Genomic DNA, 18,995 nt, shown 5'->3' with positions numbered 1-18,995 from the left:
CGTTCCCTGCCCGGGGCGTCGCAGCCCTGGCCGTGCTACTGCTCTTGGAGAGCGGTCCTGCCGCTCTGTCGGGATACGCCCTCGCCAAAGCCACCGACACCGTCGTGACCGGCGGCAGCCCGAACGCGGTCCTTGGTTGGATGGGCCTTCAGGCACTCGGACTGCTCCTCGGCGCCTTGGCGAACCGCCTATCGGTCGGCCGTACGGGACGCCTGTCGGAACTCACGCGAGAACGGCTGACCCATCGGGTCGTCACGACCAGCCTCGTCACGGCCCCGCTGCGGGCGGGAGCGCCGGGGAACGCAGCCGCCGCCAAACTGGTCTCCCAGGTGGAGTCGGTGCGCCGCCGGCTGGGGGCTCTGTTGGCCGTCGGCCTCGACGCCGCCGTACTGCTCTTCGGCACGCTCATCGGCCTGTCAGTCCTGGCTCCCGAAACCCTGGTCGTGGTGGTCCCGTGTGTAGCCGCCGCATTGGGCGGCCTCGCCTGGCAACTTGGCGCACTGGTGACCGCGAACTCTGCCGCGCTCACCGCCGACGAGGATCTGTCTCGACGGGTCAGCGGCTCCCTGCACGCCTTCCGCGACATCCTCGCCCTCGGCGCACAAGACCGGGCGCGACGTGAGCTCCACTCGGCCGTGGACCAACAGGCCCGCGCTCTCGAAGCATTGGCACGCACCGGGTTGGTCCGGGGCTTCACAGTCGGCGTGGGCGGCTATCTGCCCGTCGTCGTCCTCCTTGCCCTCACCCCGTACCAACCTGATGGGCACGGGCTGTCCACGGGCGAACTGGCCGGCACTGTCACCTACCTGCTGACCGGTCTCGTCCCGGCGATCCGGGGATTGGTGCAATCCGGTGGCAGCGCCTTGGCGCCATTCCTTGCGGCCCACCGGCGTCTCCACCACTCCACGAGTGGTCACACCGTTCCGGAGAGGAAGGACGGGGCGCGGATACCACCGTTGCCCGGCCTCGCAGCCGAATCAGTGTCCTTCCGGTACGGGCACGCCGCCGACTGGGTGGTTCGGGACCTTGACCTGCGCCTGAACCCGGGCGAGCGGATGGCAGTCGTAGGCCCGAGCGGCGTGGGCAAGTCCTCCCTGGCCTGGCTGTTGACCGGGCTGCTCCCCCCTACCGAGGGCACGGTAAGTCTCGGCGGCATCCCGCTGCCCGCTGCTGACACCGATGGCGTTCACCGCGCTGTCGCCCTAGTGCCGCAGGAGTCGTACGTCTTCCGTGGCACCCTCCGAGAGAATGTGTGCCTCTTCGCACCGAAGGCGACTGACGAGCAGATCCAGGCCGCGGCGGCCGAGATCGGTGCGACGGAAGCCTTCAGGTCCAGGGGCGGACTCGACGCACAGATATCCCGGCACGACCTGTCCGCGGCCGAGAGGCAATGGGTCGCGCTGGTCCGTGTCCACCTCACCCCGGCGGCGGTGGTGGTGCTCGACGAGGCTACCAGCAGCCTCGATCCGCAAGCCGAGGCTCGGGCGGAGCAAGCCTTCGCGGATCGTGGCGGTGTCCTGGTCGTCATCGCTCACCGTGTCAGCACGGCGGAGCGCTCGGATCGTGTGCTGTTTCTGCACAACGGGCGCGCACTATACGCGCGCCACGCGGAACTCCTGTCGAACTCAGTGGAGTACGCGGCGCAGGTCGCACACGGACCTGCCCAGGTCCTCCCGCGTACCGTAGAAGGCACGGTGGACGTGGGAAACTGAGACCCTCGGGCGCTCAGCCCTTCTGCCCGGGGGCCCGTCAGGTCGCTGGTCCGAACTCCGGCTCTTGAATGAGCCAGTTGGAAAGGCGCTGGCTCCGTTGGCGCCCGGCAGCCCGGCATTTGCGGGTGCTGCCGCGTCAGTTGCCGCGGCAGGCGACATACGGCGCCGTGGCGGACTTCAATGACCCGGACCAGGGACCCAGTACACCAGCCGCACCTCACGGGAGGCTGGCCGTCTAGAGGTACACAAAAAGCCTTCAGAACACCACCGGCATTGGGTCTGTCCATTGAACGGCACCTCTCTGTGTCAAGCGGGGGCGATCAGAGAGGTGCCGGGCTCGCTGCACATCTTCGACGGCCACGTCGAGCAGCGATGTCAACGGACTGTCCGCGCACGGCACTGCGTCGGTGACGCTCGAAGAACGCGTTCGCCTTATGTACAGGCAGCCGTAGAACTTGACACGAAAGTGGGACAGCACGCTCAGCCGGCGTCTACGGGACCTTTCGGGAGCCAGACTCTTCACCAGCGGCCGTTACTTCACGCGACGTTGCTCGGCACTTCGAAGCGTGAGGAACGGCCGCCCTGCTGCCTCAGGAAGAATCCAAGATCAGCGGGTCAGGTGAACCGGCAAGGTTACACCAGGCTTAGAATGACCAGAGGTAAGGAGAGCCGAGAGTGCCTCCGGTTTGCAGTCCAGCTCCCTGACCCATGTTCACCACTGCAGAGGCAATGTAGCGGGAATCGTGGTCGAACACACGGGCATCGACGGTGACCACAGAATTTCCCTTCAGGCTCGTGCAGGGGGCGTTGTGCAGGACGATGTAAGCCGCTGACGTCCCGTTGATCCAGTAAATGGTGTCAAAATTCTTCCCAGAGCAGAGCCGCAGCGTACCGGGAGAAACTTCGGATGCGGATGCGGTTGTCGGAATCCCCAATACGAGTGCGCCCGCAAGAGCCACTGCCGAAGCCGTGACGGTGCTCAGACGAACCTTGCTCAAAAGTCCCATTGTTCCCCTTATTGAAATACGATGGCCAGACGAGGGATTGGCGGCCGAATTTTCGGACACCCTGACTGCTGTCGTTCCCTCGGCTTGGCCACGAAAAGCGGTTACGGTGAGCTCTCCTTGCCGGCAGCACGGCAGCACGGCAGCACGGCAGCACGGCAGTCGGCACCGAGAACGCATACACCATGGGCGATCACTCAAATTTTTGACAAGGCATCGTGGGTCGCGTCGCTTTGCGCGAGAACAGAGAAATCATGGCACACCCCCCGCTGGGGCGCCTGCTTGAGAAGTTGTGTGGTTTCTCGCGGCCCAGGCGGGCGAGGACGACAAACTATTCCGCGGCAACATGTCCAACTCAACGCCTTACGTGAGCACCGCCTAAGATGCCAGGCAAGCAATCGCGAAGTATTGAATTTCAGCGTCACTTTTGGGAATACGTGCGCCATTCGTTGCGGTCGGCCTCGCCCGCCCGGACTCATCACACCGTCGTAAACCAGCCACCCACAACGTTGCTCTGTTGCGCCGGCTGCTGAAAGTGGCCCGGTCCTGCTTTTACGCCTGGTCGGCCGGCGAGCAGGCCCGCGCCGCCCGCCGGGCCGCCGACGACGCCCTGGCCCACGAGATCACCGTCTTGCACATCGCCTCCCGGTGCACCTACGGGGTGCCGCGAATCCATGCCGAGTTGCGCAGGCTGGACCGGCGGGTCAACCGCAAGCGAGTGGAGCGCATCATGCGTGAGCGCGACATCGCCGGGGTCACCCGGCGCAAGCGCCGGTCGCTGACCCGCCCGGCGAAGGAGGCGGTGCCCGCCGCGGACCTGATCGGCCGCGACTTCACGGCCGACGGCCCCGGGCCGGAAACTGGTCGGTGACATCACCTACCTCCCCACCGACGAGACGAGGGCTGGCTGTATCTGGCGACCTGGCTGGACCTGGCCACCCGCGAGATCGTCGGCTACTCGTTGGCCGACCACCACCGCGCCTCCCTGGTCGTCGACGCGCTGACGACGGCCGCGGGACGCGGTCGGCTCCAGCCCGGATGCATCGCGCATTCCGATCGCGGATCGGAGGGCGGATTCAACCGGTCGTCGCAACACCTCGTACGCATGGAGGTGTGGGATGGTACGTCGTCAGCAGGCAGCGGACCGGGGGGTGCGTCCGAAGTTGAGGCCTCCTGGGCATCTCGGTTGGGCCAGGAGGGTAACCGACAGGCGTTGGCCCACTTCATCACCACCCCCGCGCGTTCAGGCCGACCCGGAAAGCCGCCCCAATACCAACCTGACCAAGCACGACTAGCCCAGGGCGTCAGAGGCCGTGGGCGGTTCGCCATCGAGGACCGGCATCCACGGCGCACCGCCACCGAATCTCAGGCGGAGAAGAAAATCGAGATCTCCCGCGCTTCCGGATGCAAAATCAAGACTCTTCGTATCGCGGCCAAGCGGCTCGATTCCTGCGATCGGCATATGATCCACACGAGAATGGCGCGCTGTCAACCAGTCTGCTACATCGTGGGACCATTTTCGGTATCGGGGCTCTTGCAAGGCATCCGCGAGATCCAGAAGGAAGTGGCCGGCGCCCGCAAGCCCGTGGCAGATGCCGCCACCGGAATGCCGTGCAGACATACGAACCGCCGCACCTGCCTGTTCAGCTAGTACACGGTAAGCCGCTTCGCCTGAGTGCTGCCAGAGCCGGAGGAAAAATCCACCTATTCCAGCCGAACCCTGGCACCAGCTGGCATATCGCTCCCCTGGCTTCATCGGGTCCACATCCCACCAGGAAGACTCAAGCGCGCGACCGTTCCAATCGGATTCCACGGTCGCATTAGCGGCAAGACCGGCCCCGGCTTTCATCGCGAACTCAAGGTACCTTGAGTCGCCCCACACCTGTGCCGAGAGCAGCAAAAAACTCCCCACTCCTGCAGTGCCATGGGCGAAGCCCTGGTAGATCATGCTCTTCGATGTGGGACCGTGCGTGGTCGTGGGCCCAGTGGGCAGCGGCCAGTAGACGTGTTCACGGACGATCGCGGCATCGAGGATCGCATCAGCGCATGAGCGGGCGTTGCGCCCCAGTTCTTCGTCACCTGTTGCCTGCCATAGATGAAGAAGTGTCAAACCAGCTCCGGCGAGCCCGTGAAACACATCAGGATTGTGCCAGTTCACGGGCAGGGATTTCGCGAGCTCAATCGCGCGATGCTTGTTTACTTCGTCTCCCACAGCGGTTGCGAGATCGAAAGCCGCCCAGGCAAATCCCGCGTGCCCGACATATAGACCTGGCAGGACACGTTGGCCCAGTCTGGCGAAACGGAAATCAAACCATCGGTTGGCTCTCACGACGGCCTGGGCAAGCAGATCGTGCTTCACGCCAGTCGCAGCGGTGCCAGATTTATGCGCTCGAAGTAGGGTCGCCGCGACTCCTGAGGCCCCATACATGACAGACGCCGGGATAAGACCGCGTCCTGTCGCACCCGAAGGCCACATTTCAACGGCGTTTGACTTTTGCTCAGCAATCAGATGAAAGAGCGTTCCGGGTATGATGTCAAGATCCTCGTTTTCCGGCGAAAGATCTCCTCCTCGACGATGGATTTCGTACCCACTCCTAAGGAAGTGGGATGCCTGTTCAAGATCCCATCGCTCCTTGGGATCAGGGTCCATGAGGCCAAGAATCAGAGGGGCAAGTTTCCCGGCCAGAGCCATTCCTTCACGAACTGCGACCGAAAGCCACATGTGCAGTCGCTCAGCATCCGAGCGGCCTGATCCCCCGTCGGGGGGAAGGTACGGTTCTTGCTCGAGAACCAGAAAACAGATAATCGCGCCAAGGCTATAAAGGTCGGCGTATGTGTTGGCAGCCGGCATGCCTTTGTGGTCCCCGAGCTCCGGAGCTTTGTAGGAGCGGGTCGCCAGAGCGCTCGCAGCCTCCCCTATAGGAGCTGCCGCTTCGAGGTCAACGAGCAGCAGTTTCCCGTCGTCGGACCTGATAATGTTCGACGGCGTGAAATCCATAATTGCCACACCCTCGTCGTGGATACGTGATACGAGTTCTACGAGGTTGTGGCAGCATGCGAGGACGTCTGCGGGGTTCAAACTCCTTCCCCGCAAAGCGTTACGGAGTACCCAGTCGTCGAGGGTCTCGCCTCGAAGCTCTTCCTGCACAATGAAGATATCCTCACCGACGAAGAACTGGTCGATGAGCCGGGCAGAAATCCCTGCTTCACGCAAACGGGCGAGTACGGCAGCCTCATTGCGCAACAACACTTGAGCGTCGCCATCCTGGCTGACATCCACATGCGGTCGCGCCTGCTTTATTATCACCTTCACGTCATTTTCGGTGTCCAATGCCCGATAAATTCCCCCTCTATTGGTGTGGCGGATTGCTTCCGTTACGATATAACGCCCGTTGAGACGTCGGTCACGTGCTTTTGATTCAGAATTTCTGGTGACTTTCTTTTCTGGCGGTGCCATGGGGTCCACCGCCCAAGCGGGCGGTGTGAAGTACGGCAGTCGTTCATCCGGGACAAGGCCACCATCCGGAGCTACCAGCATGTCCTGCTCCTGCCCCAGGTCCGTCAGTTTCCTGATGGGGCTGAAACCGCCGTAGCGATAATGGACGAGGCTGGTGGGCGTCAGGCGGCGATCAGACAATATTCGAGGACCGGCCAGATGGCTGGTGGCATCGTCAAGCAGCCCAACAAGGACGCGAAATCTATCATCGTTGGCTGGATATATTGTAATGAACTTCCCGCTTGCCGATCTTTCGAAGCTGCGAGAAAGAGAGGACCGCAGGTCGGCGACTGACCTCACGAACTTGAAAGCGCAACACTCGGCTGTGACGATTTCTATCGTTCGGCGCAAAACCTCCAAGGCTGTATCCGGAACTGCGGACAGATGGATTTTCCATCCCTGAATACGGTCACCCAGACCCTGCGGCGATACTTCATACCAATACTCCCCGTCTATGGCATTCCAATTCCGCCCACTGAAGGCGTCTCGCGCAAGGTCCCGAAGCTGCGATTCATCCTGATCATTTTGCATAGTACCCAAATCCATGATCCCTTGTTCGTCGCCATGCAGCCCGCGGTGCACATCAAAGAGGGCCGACAGCTCAATAAAAATTGCGGTGACCCCACGTGACGGGGGTCACCGCAATGTCAGTCAGCGCCTGCTCAGATGGTGTATCGCCAGCTGAACTTTCCAGAGCTTGCGCATGCTGCGCGGACCTCGCGCTTGTCTCGGTCAACCTCGGCCTCGGGAAGCTGGATCAGCATCTCGAGCAGCTCGATCTCGTCGAGTGCTTCCACTTCGAGAACGTTCACGGCATACCATTTTCTATCGAAGGAGGAAATCGCAGCAAAACGACCGGATGAATTGTGTCGTGGGACACGATCAGTTCTTCGGTCGATCGGCATGCGCGGAGGCGCTCGCGTCAAAAAGTCAAGATCTCAACGCAGGCGCATTCAGCACACAACCACACGCGCGGGGCTTCGTATAGAACACCGATGCCATTACATGGGACCCGCATGTCATGGCGGGGATTCCCGACGATCCGGGGGCCTCGCGGCGTCGGGTCACTGGCCTTCGGACGCAGTCCTGGAAGGGCAGACGATTCGTGATCTCTGCGGTACACCGATGGCATGAGGTACGCGCACGGGCGGACTGACCCGGCGAACGGCCGGCTATGCGTGAGAAGTCGAGAAGGGAGGCGGCTGAGCGGTTCCGGCAGGGCGACGAGCACCCCGTTCATCGCTCACGGACGTCAGTACAGCGGTGGCGCAGTGCCTGGTCCCGGAACTGTCCTGGCGCCTGACCTCCAGACCGGTGTCAATCGGCGGGCCGGAACGGACCTGGACACTGGCACGGATCAGGAGGCCGTCCACGCCGCCGCTGCTCTGCCGCCGCCCTGGCCTGCTGCACAAAGTGATCGTGTGCATCGCTCGGTTCAGCTGGCGGTCGCCGCCTCGGTTGAGCCGGTGCTCGTTGGCACGACCTGGTCGCCGGGGCGGCGCAGGTGGTCTTCGCGATGCTGCCCGACCCGGCACTGCGCCGCCTCGCGACGCTCCTCGACGGCTTCGCCGCCGAGCTGGCGGCCTCGTGCCCGGGCGCGGTCATGGAGCACTTCCCGGCGCGCCGCTGGGCGACCTGTGGTCGCGCGCGATGCTGCTCACTGTCCCCGGCGCGGCCGCCGTGCCCCTGGTCGGCACGGCGACGGGCCTTTTGCTGCCCCTCGGCATCGACTTGCAGGAGCACGCGACCGCCGTACAGGCACAGGTCCACGCGGTGTTCGAACCCGCGGACGGCACGGGAACCCGCCTGGTGCGCGCCGCCGTTTCCGAGCCGAAGCCCGCCACCGTCGTCGGCGCCGGACTCTGGCAGCTGCTCCGCCCGCACATGTCGCTGCTGGCCGCGGTGAGCGAGGGCCGCTCGATGGACCTCACCGGCATGCCGTTCACCGCCGCCGCACGCTGCCGCCCCCCGTCCGTCACCACCCCGCTCGACGCAGTGGGGCCGGCCCGTCGCCGGGCCGGCCCCACTGCGTTCTGCAAGGACGCCTATCGCCTGGTCAGGACCACGTCGGCGGTGACGGCGTCGCGACCGCGCGTTCGCACGGTGTGCTCGGCCGTCCGGTAGCCCTCGGCACTCACCGTGAGGGAGACGGTGGGTCCGGCTTCCGGGAGCCACAGCTGGTACGTGCCGTCGACCCCGGTGCTCAGCGTGTGCGCGCCGGTCGCGGTCCCGACCCGGACCGTGGCTCCGGCCAGCGGGGTGCTCCCGCCCTGTCGCCCGGCGCCGCTGACGGTGCCGCTGAGGTGCGTCCACCCGGGAGGCGCCACCACGGTCATGGTGACGGGCACGGTGACGGAGGCGTACGGCCCGTCGCTGTCGATGACCAGCCGTGCCTGGTGCACGCCCGCGTCCGCCGGCCCCATGTCGCCGGCGTCGACGGTGACGGTCAGCTCCGCCGTCCTGCCCGCGCCGACCGAGGAGGAGCCCGCCTTCGCCGCCAGCCACGTCACGTCCCCGTGGGGCGCGTCGTAGCCGGGCAGTTCGAGGGCGGAGGTCTGCATCACCCTGTCGGCGCTCAGGCCGCCCAGGACGGACCAGCCCGGCGCTCCGGCCGCCGCGTACAGCGGCTGGGGCAGGTTCGGCAGCGCGCTCCACGCGTCCGCGGCCGGATCGTAGGCGTAGGCCTCGTTGGTCACCGCTGCGGCCCCGACCAGCACGCCGCCGGCGGCCATGAGCCGGCCCCCTCCGCTCGCCGTCGCGGCACCCCAGAAGTCGACCGGCGGGTCGGCGATCGGCGTCCAGCGGCCCGCGGCACGGTCCAGGGCGTAGCCGACGGCCGTGGCGTGCGGAGGCTGCCCGTCGCTCTGGTGGACACCGCCCGCGCAGTACAGCGTCCCGTCGACGGTTCCGCAGCTCTGCCAGGAGGTCGGCAGAGGGTAGGCCGGACCCGGGGACCACGTGTCGGCCGCCGGGTCGTAGACCTGGACGTCGCGTGTGCCGCAGGAGACGCTGGTGCAGCCGCCGATGACGTAGAGCCGGTCGCCGACCGCTGCCGCGGCCGAATTCCCGTACGCCTTGGGTGCGTCGGCGATCCGCGACCAGGTGTCGCTCGCCGGGTCGTAGACCTCGCCCCCGGCGATCGGCGTGCCCGCGCGGTTCTTGCCGCCGACGACGTACAGCTTGCCCCGGACGAACCCGTAGGCCGCGCCGCTGCGCTTGGTGACGGCCGGGGCGAGGTCCTTCCAGGTCGCCGTGGCCGGGTCGTAGGAGTGCAGGGCGGTGGTCCACTGCCCGTCGGGGGTCTGGCCGAGACCGGTGTAGAGGACGCCGTCGTACGTGGCCGCGATCCCCCCGGTCATGGGCTGCGGGAGGTCCGCGAGCGGCTGCCACGCCTGCCCGGCGGTCGCCCCGGCGGTCCGGGCCGCCGCCGTGGTGTTCGTCGTGGCGGTGCCCGCCGCGACGTCGAGCGGATCGGGCCTGGCCGCGGTCCGCTCCCTGACGGCGCCGGACACGCGGGCCGAGGTTCCCGCGACGGCCTGCTCGCCGACGGCGAGGGAGGCCGGGGCGCCGCCGGTGTTGCGCACCTTCACGGTGACGGTCTTCTTCCCGCCCCACGGGACGGTGATGCTCACCGCGCCGGGGGTGGCCTTCAGCCGGGACGGGCGCAGGGCGAAGTCCGCGGCGGTGACGGCGTCGGCCTTGACCTTCACGGCCGATGTCCCGGTCGGATAGCCGAAGGATGGCAGGGCGGCGGTGAAGTCCTGACGGCCGGTACGGGAGGAGAAGGCCCAGTACAGTCCGTCGCCGACGGCCGGGTCGTCCGGTGTGGCGATGCTGTGGCCGCTGTCTTCCGGGGTCTTCGCTGCGGAGACGGTCGCGCCGACCACCGCGGCGCCGGTGTTGGCGTCCGTCACCCGGCCTGTGAGCAGCCCGCCGGGCACGGTGACCAGCGAGCGGGTGCCGACGGCGATGTTGTCCAGCTGCCAGATGCCGGTCAGGGAGCCGGCGAAGTGGAAGCGCAGCCGCACCGAGGGCTTCCCGGCGTAGGCGGTGAGCGGCACCACCTGGTGGGAGGGGCCCTCCACGACGTCGGTGTGGTGCCAGAGGTTCTCCCAGTGGTCCCCGCCGTCGGTGGTCACGTCGATGTCGGCCGTGGGGTCGTTGAAGCGCCACAGACTGGGCAGCGCGGTGTCGAACTCCAGCGCCGGCTGGGTCTGCGCCGACAAGTCGTAGGTGGGGCTGATCAGTTCGGTGTCGACCTCGCCCCAGCCGAGGGCGTAGTCGTCGACCTGGGCGAAGCCGCCGTCTCCACCGGTCTGGTTGCCGCGGGTGAGCGGGTCGTCGAAGCCCCAGCCGCCGGCGTCGGTGTGGTTGACGATGCTCCACCCGGCGGGCTTCGCGGCGGTGTCGAAGGACTGGAAGCCGCCGCCGTGGTAGTCGACGGCGTAGCCGGGTGGGAGGGTGCCGGAGCCGACCAGCGGGAGCGTCAGGTCGGCGGTCTTCGGGGACGATCCGAGCTTGACGTTCGTCTCGGCCGGCCGGTAGCCGGGGTAGAGGCCGGTGGCGTGCAGCGTGTACGTCTTTCCGCGCTCGAGGCGGACGGAGTAGCGGCCCGTCTTCGGGTCGGTGTGGACGGTGCCGGGTACGCCGTCGACGGTCAGCCGGGCGTAGAGGCCCCAGCCGTGTCCGCCGCCGTCCCGGACCGTGCCGGAGACCGTGGTGGTCGGCACGGCGGCGAGCGCGGCGTTCCTGGTCAGCTCCGTGCCGTCGGTGAGGGTGACCTTGCCCAGGTCCTTGTTGGAGTAGCCGAAGGCGTTGACCGCCAGCGGGTACGAGCCGGTGGGCGCCGCCAGTGACCACCTTCCGTCCGCGCCGGTGACCGCCGAGAGTGCGCCCAGCCGTACCGTCGCCCCGGACAGCGCCTTGCCGGTGGCCTTGTCGGTGACCTTGCCGGTCACGGTGCCGTGCGGGCCGGGGCGGAAGGCGCCGACGCCGTGCGGCGTGCCCAGGCCCGTGGGCCCGTCGTAGCCGGGTCCGGCGGTGCAGCTGTTCGCGGGCTCGCACGCGGGCGTGCCGTCCGGATCGCAGGGCGCGTCGTCGGAGCAGTGGGCGTTACTGCCGGTGGTCACGTCGTTGAGCGCACCGGGAGTGCGGTACGGGTATCCGGCCGGGTAGGTGCCCTCGACGGGCGTCCCGGCCAGCGCGTACATGCCGGTGATGATCGGGGCGGAGGCGCTGGTGCCCCCGTAGACGCCCCATCCGCCGCCGGAGTAGGTGTTGTAGACCGCCACGCCGGTGTCGGGGTCGGCGACCGCGCTGACGTCCGCCACTGATCGCTTGTCGCAGCCGGTGCCGGTCTGGAACGCCGGCTTGGGCTGGTAGGCGGAGCACCCCGAGCCCGTGCCGCTCCACACCGTCTCCGTCCAGCCGCGCGCACCGGTGTCGCTCCTGCTGAGCGAGGTGCCGCCGACCGACGTCACGTACGGGGAGGACGCCGGGTAGCTCAGCCCGTGGCCGTAGTCGCCGGAGGCGAACACCACGGCGGTTCCGGGATGGTCGAAGTACGCCGCGTCCAGGGCGCCGAGGTCCGGGCCGTCGTAGTAGGCGCCGTAGGAGTTCGACACGTAGCGGGCGCCCATCGCCACCGCCGTATTGACGGCGGAGCCGAGGTCGTCCGTGGCGGAGCCGTCGGCCTCGACGAGGAGGATGTGCGCCTTCGGTGCGACGGCCGAGACCATGTCCAGGTCCAGGGATATCTCGCCGGCCCAGCCGTCGTTGGGCTGCGGGTAGTCCGTGCCGCCGCGCTGGTCCACCTTGCGGAAGCAGCCGTTGTCGGCCGTGCAGGGCGGCAGGTCGTACTGGGCCCGGTAAGCCGCGAGGTCCTGCTCGGCCATCGGGTTGTCGTAGGCCGCCACGATCGCGATGGTCACCCCGGCGCCGCCATCCGCGGGCAGGTCGTACGCCGAGCGCAGGTCGGCCGGCCCGAACCCGTCGGGTGCGGCGGTCCGGGCGCTGCGACCGCTGCCGGTGTCAGCTCGGCGTACCGCGAAGCAACTGAAGTGGCCGGGCTGCGGGGTGCCGCACAGAGACTGCGTCGCGGCCCCGGCGTCGTCGGCGACGGCAGGGCTCTGCTGCGGCACTTGGACCGCGAGGGCGGCCAGCAGCAGGGCCGCGGCCGTGCCGGTGGCCTTTCGCCACCGGGGTCCCGATGGCCGGGCAGGGGCACCCCTGACGTATCCGGCGAGGGGGCGTGGGAGACGGGGAACGAGCACGGGGCGACTCCGATGGAGGACGGAGTGGACAGGGCAATTCCGACAACGTTGTCGGGCGGGTGACGCGTTGCCGGAAGAAAGATCGCGTGCCTTCGACGACCAGGTCAATGGGTGGAGTTGGCGACTTGGCGCCGCGTGTCGTGTTCACGCCTTCTCGGCCATCGCCCTGCCGCGGCGACGTACCTCACCATCGGTGGCCGCGCCGGTCACCCGGCCGCCACGTGCGAGGGGCCGTCGGCCGCCGATGGCACGACGGCGTGGCTTGGTACAAGATCCGCTACCGGGGCGGGCGGCACGCGGTGCAGGTGAAGATGATGGGAGGACGACGACTTCCCGGTGGTGTGCCGGCGCACCTACTGGTGGAACCCGGACGGGATTTGCGTCGTGCGGCGACCGCCGGATGCGTGAGCGGGCCGCGCCCCGGTACGACAGACGCCCGCATAGCAGCCGCGCGCCTCCAGGGAACGCTGGGAGCGCGCGGCGGAGTGGCGCTGCGGGGCCGGTCTACTTCCCCGGTCGGCCGAGCTGGTGGACGGTCCAGCCCGCCGTGCTCCAGGGCTCCGGGTCGAGGGCGGTCCGGCAGTCCACGAGCAGCGGGCTTGCCGGGCGGTGCGCGAGGGCCTGCGCGTCGGCCTGGTGGTACTCGGGCCACTCGGTAGCCAGCACCACGAGGTCGGCCCCGTCGACGGACGTAGGCAGGTCGTCGGTGTAGTCGAGTTCGGGGTTGCGGACCATGGCCGTGGCCACGGCCTGCGGGTCGTGAACGGTGACCGCGGCACCAGCGTGCTGGAGGGCGTGGGCGAGAGCGAGTGCCGGGGATTCGCGGACGTCGTTGGTGCCGGGCTTGAATGCGGCACCCCACACGGTGACGCGGGCACCGTTGATGGTGTCGCCCAGGGCGCGGGTGATGAGGCCCATCGCGGCGTCGGTGCGGTCCTCGTTGATCACTTCGGCAGCGCGCAGGAGGGCCGCAGCGGAGTCGGCACCGAGCTGCCGGGCCGAAGCAGTGAAGGCCCGGATGTCCTTGGGGAGGCAGCCGCCGCCGTAGCCGATGCCGGGTCGCATGCCCCCGGCGCCGATACGGGGGTCGATACCGAGGATGTCCACGATCTGGGACACGTCGCCGCCGGCGGCCTCGCACATGTCGGCGACCGCGTTGATGTAGCTGATCTTCAATCCGAGGAAGGTGTTCGCGGCGCCCTTGGCCAACTCGGCGGTCTGCGGGTCGGTGACGAAGATCGGTACCCCGGTGTCGATGATCCCGGCGTAGACCGCGCGGATGGCCTTCTCGCCTTCCGCGGTGGTCACGCCGGCGATGAGGCGGTCCGGACGGAGCGTGTCCTCAACGGCGTGGCCCTCCCGGAGAAACTCCGGGTTCCACACGACCTCGACAGCTTCACCGGCGGGGGCCAGGCGCTGAGTCAGAGCCGTGACCTGAGCGGTCGTGCCGACCGTCACGGTGGACTTCCCGACGATCGTGCATGGCCGGTCGAGGTGGGGAGCGAGCTGCCGGATCGCGCCGTATACCTGGCCGGTGTCGTATGAGCGGCCGTCGGCGTCGATGGGGGTACCGACGCCGATGAAGTGGAGCTCGGCGAAGGCGGCGGCCTCGCGGATGTCGGTGGTGAACCGCAGTCGACCGCTCGCGGTGTGACGGGCCAGCAGCTCGGGGAGACCGGTCTCGAAGATGGGGCACTCGCCGGTGTTGAGCCGGTCCACCTTGGCCTGGTCGACGTCCACACCGACGACCTCATGGCCCAGTTCGGCCATTGCCGCAGCGTGGGGGATGCCCAGGTGGCCACAGCCGATCACAGAAACGCGCATTGCAGGGGGTCCTGTTCTGGTCTGGGGGCACACCGTGCCCGATGTGCCCCCAGACGCTACCCGTGCAGGGCGATTCCCACTCAAACGGTCACGTTGAGCATTTCGGCCAGGCGGAGCAGGGCCGAGGTGTGGCTGCGTGCTCGAGTCCTACCGCGACGTGCGCGAGGCCTGACGCCGCGGCACGCGGCGAGGACCCGCCTCCTCTCGGGGAGGCGGGTCCTCGGTGTGCTTCCCTACTTCGTCAGGTAGGCGTCGACGATGGTCTCGTCGACGGTGTTGCCCTGCTTGTCCACGGCCTGGGCCTTGAACGACACGCTGCCGCCGGCCGCGGGGTTGGTGACCCGAACCCGGCCGTTGTGCACGCTCAGCTTCTGCCAGTGGGCTCCCTTGTCGTAGGAGGCCCACACGCTCAGGGACTTGAGGTTCCTGCCCGCGGCGGTGCCGTGGACGCTCACGGGGACCCACACCTTCGCCCGGGCCTTGCCGGTGTTGTCCAGGGACAGGGCGGGGGTGAAGCGCACCGCGGAGGTCGGGAGCTTGGTGATCCCCGGGGCGAACTCGGAGGAGAACGTCCAGCTCGCCGTCATGCTCGTGGACACATCCGCGACCGTGCCGCGGTCGACCGAGACGGTCACCCGGTAGTCCGCCCGCTCGTTCTCCGCGATGTAGAAGACGTCCAGCGGGTAGATGCTGGTGTTGACGAGCTCACCGTTGCGGTAGAGGGACGTCCGCGCGTTCTCGATCGGTGAGTTGTTGTCGTTGATGTTCCCCTCGCCGTCCGCGAAGAGCGGGAGCCGCCCGTCGATCGCCTCGTCGGACCGGACGAATCCGACGAGTCCCGCGCCTTCCGGGAGGTCCGGGCCGAAGACACCGACGTTGAACACGTGCTCGTAGGAGCGCCCTGGCGTGAACGTCCTCGGCAGGGCGTCGTAGGAGGACTCGTAGGAGTCGTTCGCGTCGACCTGCATGAAGCCCAGCTGCCACGAGGGGTTCCCCGAGAGCAGGTGCAGGGTTCCGGTGTAGGGCAGGGCGTGCACGGTGCCGAGGCCGGCACCGCCCTCGGTGGCCGGCGTGACGAAGCCGAACTTGCCCTTGGCCGGGGCCCCGAGCTTCACCTCGACGTCGGCGAACTCCCGTGCCTTGGCGTGGTGGGTGAAGCCGGTGAGGTAGCGGTCGCCGGTCGGCTGGTACACCAGGTGGTACTCGTCGTGCCCATCCACGCCGGTGGAGAAGGTCGTCATGAGCTGCTGGGTCAGCCGGTCTCCCTCGGCAGCCTTGGGGCCGAGGTGGGCGGTGCGGTACTGCGCGAGGGAGTTGGTGAAGACCCCGTAGCGGGTGCCGAAGCCGTCGGGCATCTCGATGCCCGCGCTGAAGAAGCCGAGGACGGACTCGGCGGAGCGGTCGGGGACGGTGACGTCGAGCGGCTTGGCGGTGCGCGCGTCCACCGTCACCGTGGTGTCGGCGGTGATGTCGAGGTTGGGCTGGTTGAACCAGTCACCGCCCTGGTCGTACGAGCCCTCCGGGTCGACCCGGACCATGCTGTTGAGGAAGTACCGGCCCTTGGGGACGCGCACCGAGTGCGTGTCGCCGAACAGCGAGATGTTGGAGCCCCTGGTGGGCCCTGTCATGCTCTGGATCTGCGCGTCCCAGGCGGGGGCCGGCGCCGGCTTGCCCTTGCGGTCCAGGGTCTTGACCGTGAGGGTGTACATCTCGGACTCGCGGTCCACGGCCACCGCGGTGCCGACGGTCTGCCCGTCGCCGGTGGCCGTGACCCGTCCCGTGAAGGCGCCGGTCGTGTCGCCGCCGAGGCGGGTGTCGGCGGTGACCTTCACGGTCGCCTCGCCGTGCGCCGGAACGGTGACCTGCTCGTCAGTGGTGAACATCCCGGCCGGCGCGGCGTTTCCGTCCGGGCCGGTGGCGTCCACGGTCAGCTTCAGGGTGACGGGGGCGTCGCCCGTGTTGCGGTAGGTGAGGTTCTTGGTGAGCGGCTGGTCGTCGGTGTGCGGCCACTGCGCGAGACCGAACGACAGCGACGTCTCGCGGGCGACGACGGTCTGCTTGATCGCCTTGCGCAGGTCGATCCGGCCCGAGCCCTGCTCGAAGGCCGTGTACCCGCCGGACGTCGTCGAGGACACCAGCGCGTCCTTGATGTCCTCGCCGGTCCAGTCGGGGTGCTGCTGGGCGAGGATCGCGGCGGCGCCGGCGACGTGCGGGGTGGCCATGGAGGTGCCGTCGAGGGCGATGTAGCCGTCCGCGACGGAGGGCGCGACACTGCCCAGGTAGCTGTCGTGTGCGGCCGCGGCCCCGATGGCCACACCGGGCGCCGTCACATCCGGCTTGATGCCGCCGTCACCGACGCGCGGCCCGGTGCTGGAGAACGGGGCCAGCTGGTCCTGCTTGTCCACCGCGCCGACGGTGAGCGCGGCGTCGGCGCTGCCCGGCGTACTGATGGTGCCGGCTCCCAGCTCGCCGTTGTTGCCCGCCGCGATGACGAAGAGCGTCCCGCTCTCGGCCGACAGTGTGTTGACCGCGGCCTCCGCCGGATCGATCTCCGGGGAGTCGTAGGCGCCGAGGCTGAGGTTGACGATGTCCGCCTTCTCGGCGACGGCCCACTCCATGCCCGCGATGATCTGGGACAGGCTGCCGCTGCCGCTGTCGCCGAGGACCTTGCCGTTGAGCAGGCGGGCTCCCGGCGCGACGCCCTTGTACTTGCCAGCGGACTTGGCGCCGGTGCCGGCCGTGATCGACGCGACGTGCGTGCCGTGACCGTAGTGGTCCCCGACGTCCGGGGAGTCGGAGAAGTTCTTCTCCTCGACGACCTGACCGGCCAGATCGGGGTGGCTGGTGTCGATACCCGAGTCGAGAACGGCGATACGCGTACCCGTGCCGTCGAAGCCGGCCGCCCAGGCCTCGGGGCCGCCGATCTGCGGAACGCTCTTGTCGAGGCTCGCCTGGACGACGCTGTCCAGCCACACCGAGGCGATCCCGGGGGCGACGGAGCGCTTCGTGGCGCCGGCGGGACCGCTGGTGACCGCGGACCACAGTTCCGCGGTGCCGTCGGCGGGCGCTGCGACGGCGTCGGCGTTGACGCTGGTGAGCGTGCGCTCGACGTCGGCGCCGCCGGTGGAGCGCAGGGCCTTCCTGGCCGCCGGACGGGCCGCGTCGTACATCACGATGAGCCGCAAGTCCTTGCGGTCGGCGTAGGCCCGCGAGCTCAACGTGGTGATGTCGAACAGACGCCGGTCCACCCGGCCGATGCGGACCAGATCCCGGGCGTCGTCAGGCAGGGCGTAGGTGTGGCCGTCGCGGGACTCCACCCGGATGGGTATGTTCTCGCGCCCCTTGGCGGGACGCGCGCCGACGATTTCACCCTTCGCGTTCACCGCGATCCGGTCCCCGGTGATCAGCGGAATCCACCGCTGCACGCCGGTGGCGACCGAAGTCGCCTTGATCTCGGTGCCCGCTCCGAAGGCCGAAACCGAGGCTGGGGACGATGCGGCGGACGAGGCCGTGCCGTTGGGTGTGGCAAGTGCCAATGACGCCGACGGGGTAGCGGCGACCAGCAGCATGCTGATTCCCAAGACCGTGCCGATCGCAGGTCTCTTGGACGTGAACTTCACGATTTCCTCTCGCTCCATTGCCCCGTGCCGACGCGTTGGTTCCACGGTGGCTTGGGGTGCGCCGCACAGCGAAGCACCAGTTCCGAGAGGGTGTCAACGCTTTGATCTTGCATAGGGTGCCGGCGGCCGGGTGGCCGTCCGGTGAATTTATCCGTGGCATTACGGCACTTTTGATCCAACGTGCTCGGTATCCGGAAAGGCAGGTACAGACCCATGCGCGACCCTCGGTGACACGGATGTGCACGGGCGGACTGCTTCGCTGACTAGCCGTCAATTCCACTCATAAGAGAGCCACTTCAGTCTGCCGGGCATCGCCGGGGCGGGCTTCGCGGTTCACTGGGTTTTTTCAGCGTTGCTTCTCCAGGGTGAGGATGGCCTTTGCTGCTGTCGACTTTGCCGGGCGGTGGGCTCCTTGCGGGGCGGGCGTCTGGTTGGCGTGGCGAAGGTGCCGCCGGCGCCGAGGTAGGCCAGATCCGCCAGGGCGGGGATGCCGAGGCGGATGCAGGTGGCCACGATGCGGTGGGTGCGGGCCGCGGTCAGGTCGTGGGTGCGGCCGGGCAGCGCTCGGGAGATCCACACGATCTCGCCGTGTGGGTCGGTGATGACCTGCAGGTTCACGCCGTGGCGGCGGTGCTTGCCGGAGTAGTCGGCGCGTTGGTCGCCGACCCGGTCGCACTCGGCGAGCGTGCCGTCGACGAGCACGTACTCCGCGTCTGCCTCGCGCAGGGCGCGGGTCAGGCCTGGCGCGCGGTGGGCCAGGAGGTCGATGACCGCGTGCACGTAGGCGTGGGCGGTGCCGACGCTGATGCGGAAGCCGGCGGCGATCTGCGCGAGGGTGTCGTGCTTGCGCAGGTAGACCAGCGCGACCAGGGCACGCTGCGAGGGCCGGAGTTTGCAGCGGCGGTCACCCTCCCGGGTGACGATCAGCATCGTCACCCACTCAACGAGCGCGTGAGGCAGGTCCAGTGCGATGCCCCTATGGATTTCAAGTGGTGTTGGGCTGGGAGAAGCTGGCCCGGAGGATCTTGAAGACGGTTCGGGCGAGGTACCGCTTCAAGCAGCGGATG

The 18,995-nt window shown here is 68.1% G+C and carries 7 protein-coding genes and 3 pseudogenes; 4 read left to right on the top strand and 6 right to left on the bottom strand.

Annotation, left to right across the window (positions count from 1 at the left end; translation table 11 throughout):
• The first annotated feature begins 104 nt into the window (after nt 1-104).
• The 3 genes and pseudogenes from PV364_RS38015 to PV364_RS41445 form a co-directional block, all read left to right on the top strand.
• On the top strand, nt 105-1,712 hold the full coding sequence (locus PV364_RS38015) for an ABC transporter ATP-binding protein (RefSeq protein WP_319665500.1): 1,608 nt from the start codon (nt 105-107) through the stop codon (nt 1,710-1,712).
• A 1,521-nt stretch (nt 1,713-3,233) separates the two neighbouring features.
• Nucleotides 3,234-3,587 carry an IS3 family transposase gene (locus PV364_RS38010; protein ID WP_319665499.1) on the top strand — a complete coding sequence of 118 codons (354 nt, stop codon included), beginning with the start codon at nt 3,234-3,236 and terminating at the stop codon, nt 3,585-3,587.
• A 36-nt stretch (nt 3,588-3,623) separates the two neighbouring features.
• Nucleotides 3,624-3,776: pseudogene (locus PV364_RS41445) on the top strand (IS3 family transposase); the annotation flags it as partial.
• Between the two features lie 231 nt (nt 3,777-4,007).
• Here PV364_RS41445 and lanL read toward each other — a convergent pair.
• Nucleotides 4,008-6,758, bottom strand: coding sequence for a class IV lanthionine synthetase LanL (gene lanL, locus PV364_RS38005; protein WP_319665498.1), 2,751 nt, complete (start codon nt 6,756-6,758; stop codon nt 4,008-4,010).
• A 116-nt stretch (nt 6,759-6,874) separates the two neighbouring features.
• Complete coding sequence (locus PV364_RS38000; RefSeq protein WP_319665497.1) at nt 6,875-7,024, bottom strand: hypothetical protein; 150 nt, start codon at nt 7,022-7,024, stop codon at nt 6,875-6,877.
• Nucleotides 7,025-7,689: 665 nt separating this feature from the next.
• Between PV364_RS38000 and PV364_RS37995 the strand changes: the two are divergent.
• A pseudogene (locus PV364_RS37995) lies at nt 7,690-8,162 on the top strand (hypothetical protein); the annotation flags it as partial.
• A gap of 95 nt (nt 8,163-8,257) precedes the next feature.
• Here PV364_RS37995 and PV364_RS37990 read toward each other — a convergent pair.
• From PV364_RS37990 to PV364_RS37975, 4 genes and pseudogenes are all read right to left on the bottom strand, one after another.
• Nucleotides 8,258-12,484 (bottom strand): carboxypeptidase regulatory-like domain-containing protein, encoded by a 4,227-nt coding sequence (locus PV364_RS37990; protein WP_319665496.1) that lies wholly within the window; start codon nt 12,482-12,484, stop codon nt 8,258-8,260.
• 504 nt (nt 12,485-12,988) lie between these two features.
• Nucleotides 12,989-14,308: a UDP-glucose/GDP-mannose dehydrogenase family protein gene (locus tag PV364_RS37985; protein WP_319665495.1), complete on the bottom strand. Its 1,320-nt coding sequence runs from the start codon at nt 14,306-14,308 to the stop codon at nt 12,989-12,991.
• A gap of 233 nt (nt 14,309-14,541) precedes the next feature.
• Nucleotides 14,542-17,928, bottom strand: coding sequence for a S8 family serine peptidase (locus PV364_RS37980; RefSeq protein WP_319665494.1), 3,387 nt, complete (start codon nt 17,926-17,928; stop codon nt 14,542-14,544).
• 393 nt (nt 17,929-18,321) lie between these two features.
• Nucleotides 18,322-18,858: pseudogene (locus PV364_RS37975) on the bottom strand (transposase family protein); the annotation flags it as partial.
• Between the last annotated feature and the right edge of the window lie 137 nt (nt 18,859-18,995).

Origin of the sequence: Streptomyces sp. MI02-7b (assembly GCF_033793585.1) — a bacterium.
Taxonomy (GTDB): Bacteria; Actinomycetota; Actinomycetes; order Streptomycetales; family Streptomycetaceae; genus Actinacidiphila.
Note: the sequence above shows the minus strand (reverse complement) of the source record. Positions and strands in the feature narration are given on the sequence as shown.

What these genes read in the sequence shown, in the direction of transcription:
- PV364_RS37985 (WP_319665495.1), bottom strand. Translation starts at nt 14,308, where the DNA reads ATGCGCGTTTCTGTGATCGGCTGTGGCCACCTGGGCATCCCCCACGCT.
- lanL (WP_319665498.1), bottom strand. Translation starts at nt 6,758, where the DNA reads ATGGATTTGGGTACTATGCAAAATGATCAGGATGAATCGCAGCTTCGG.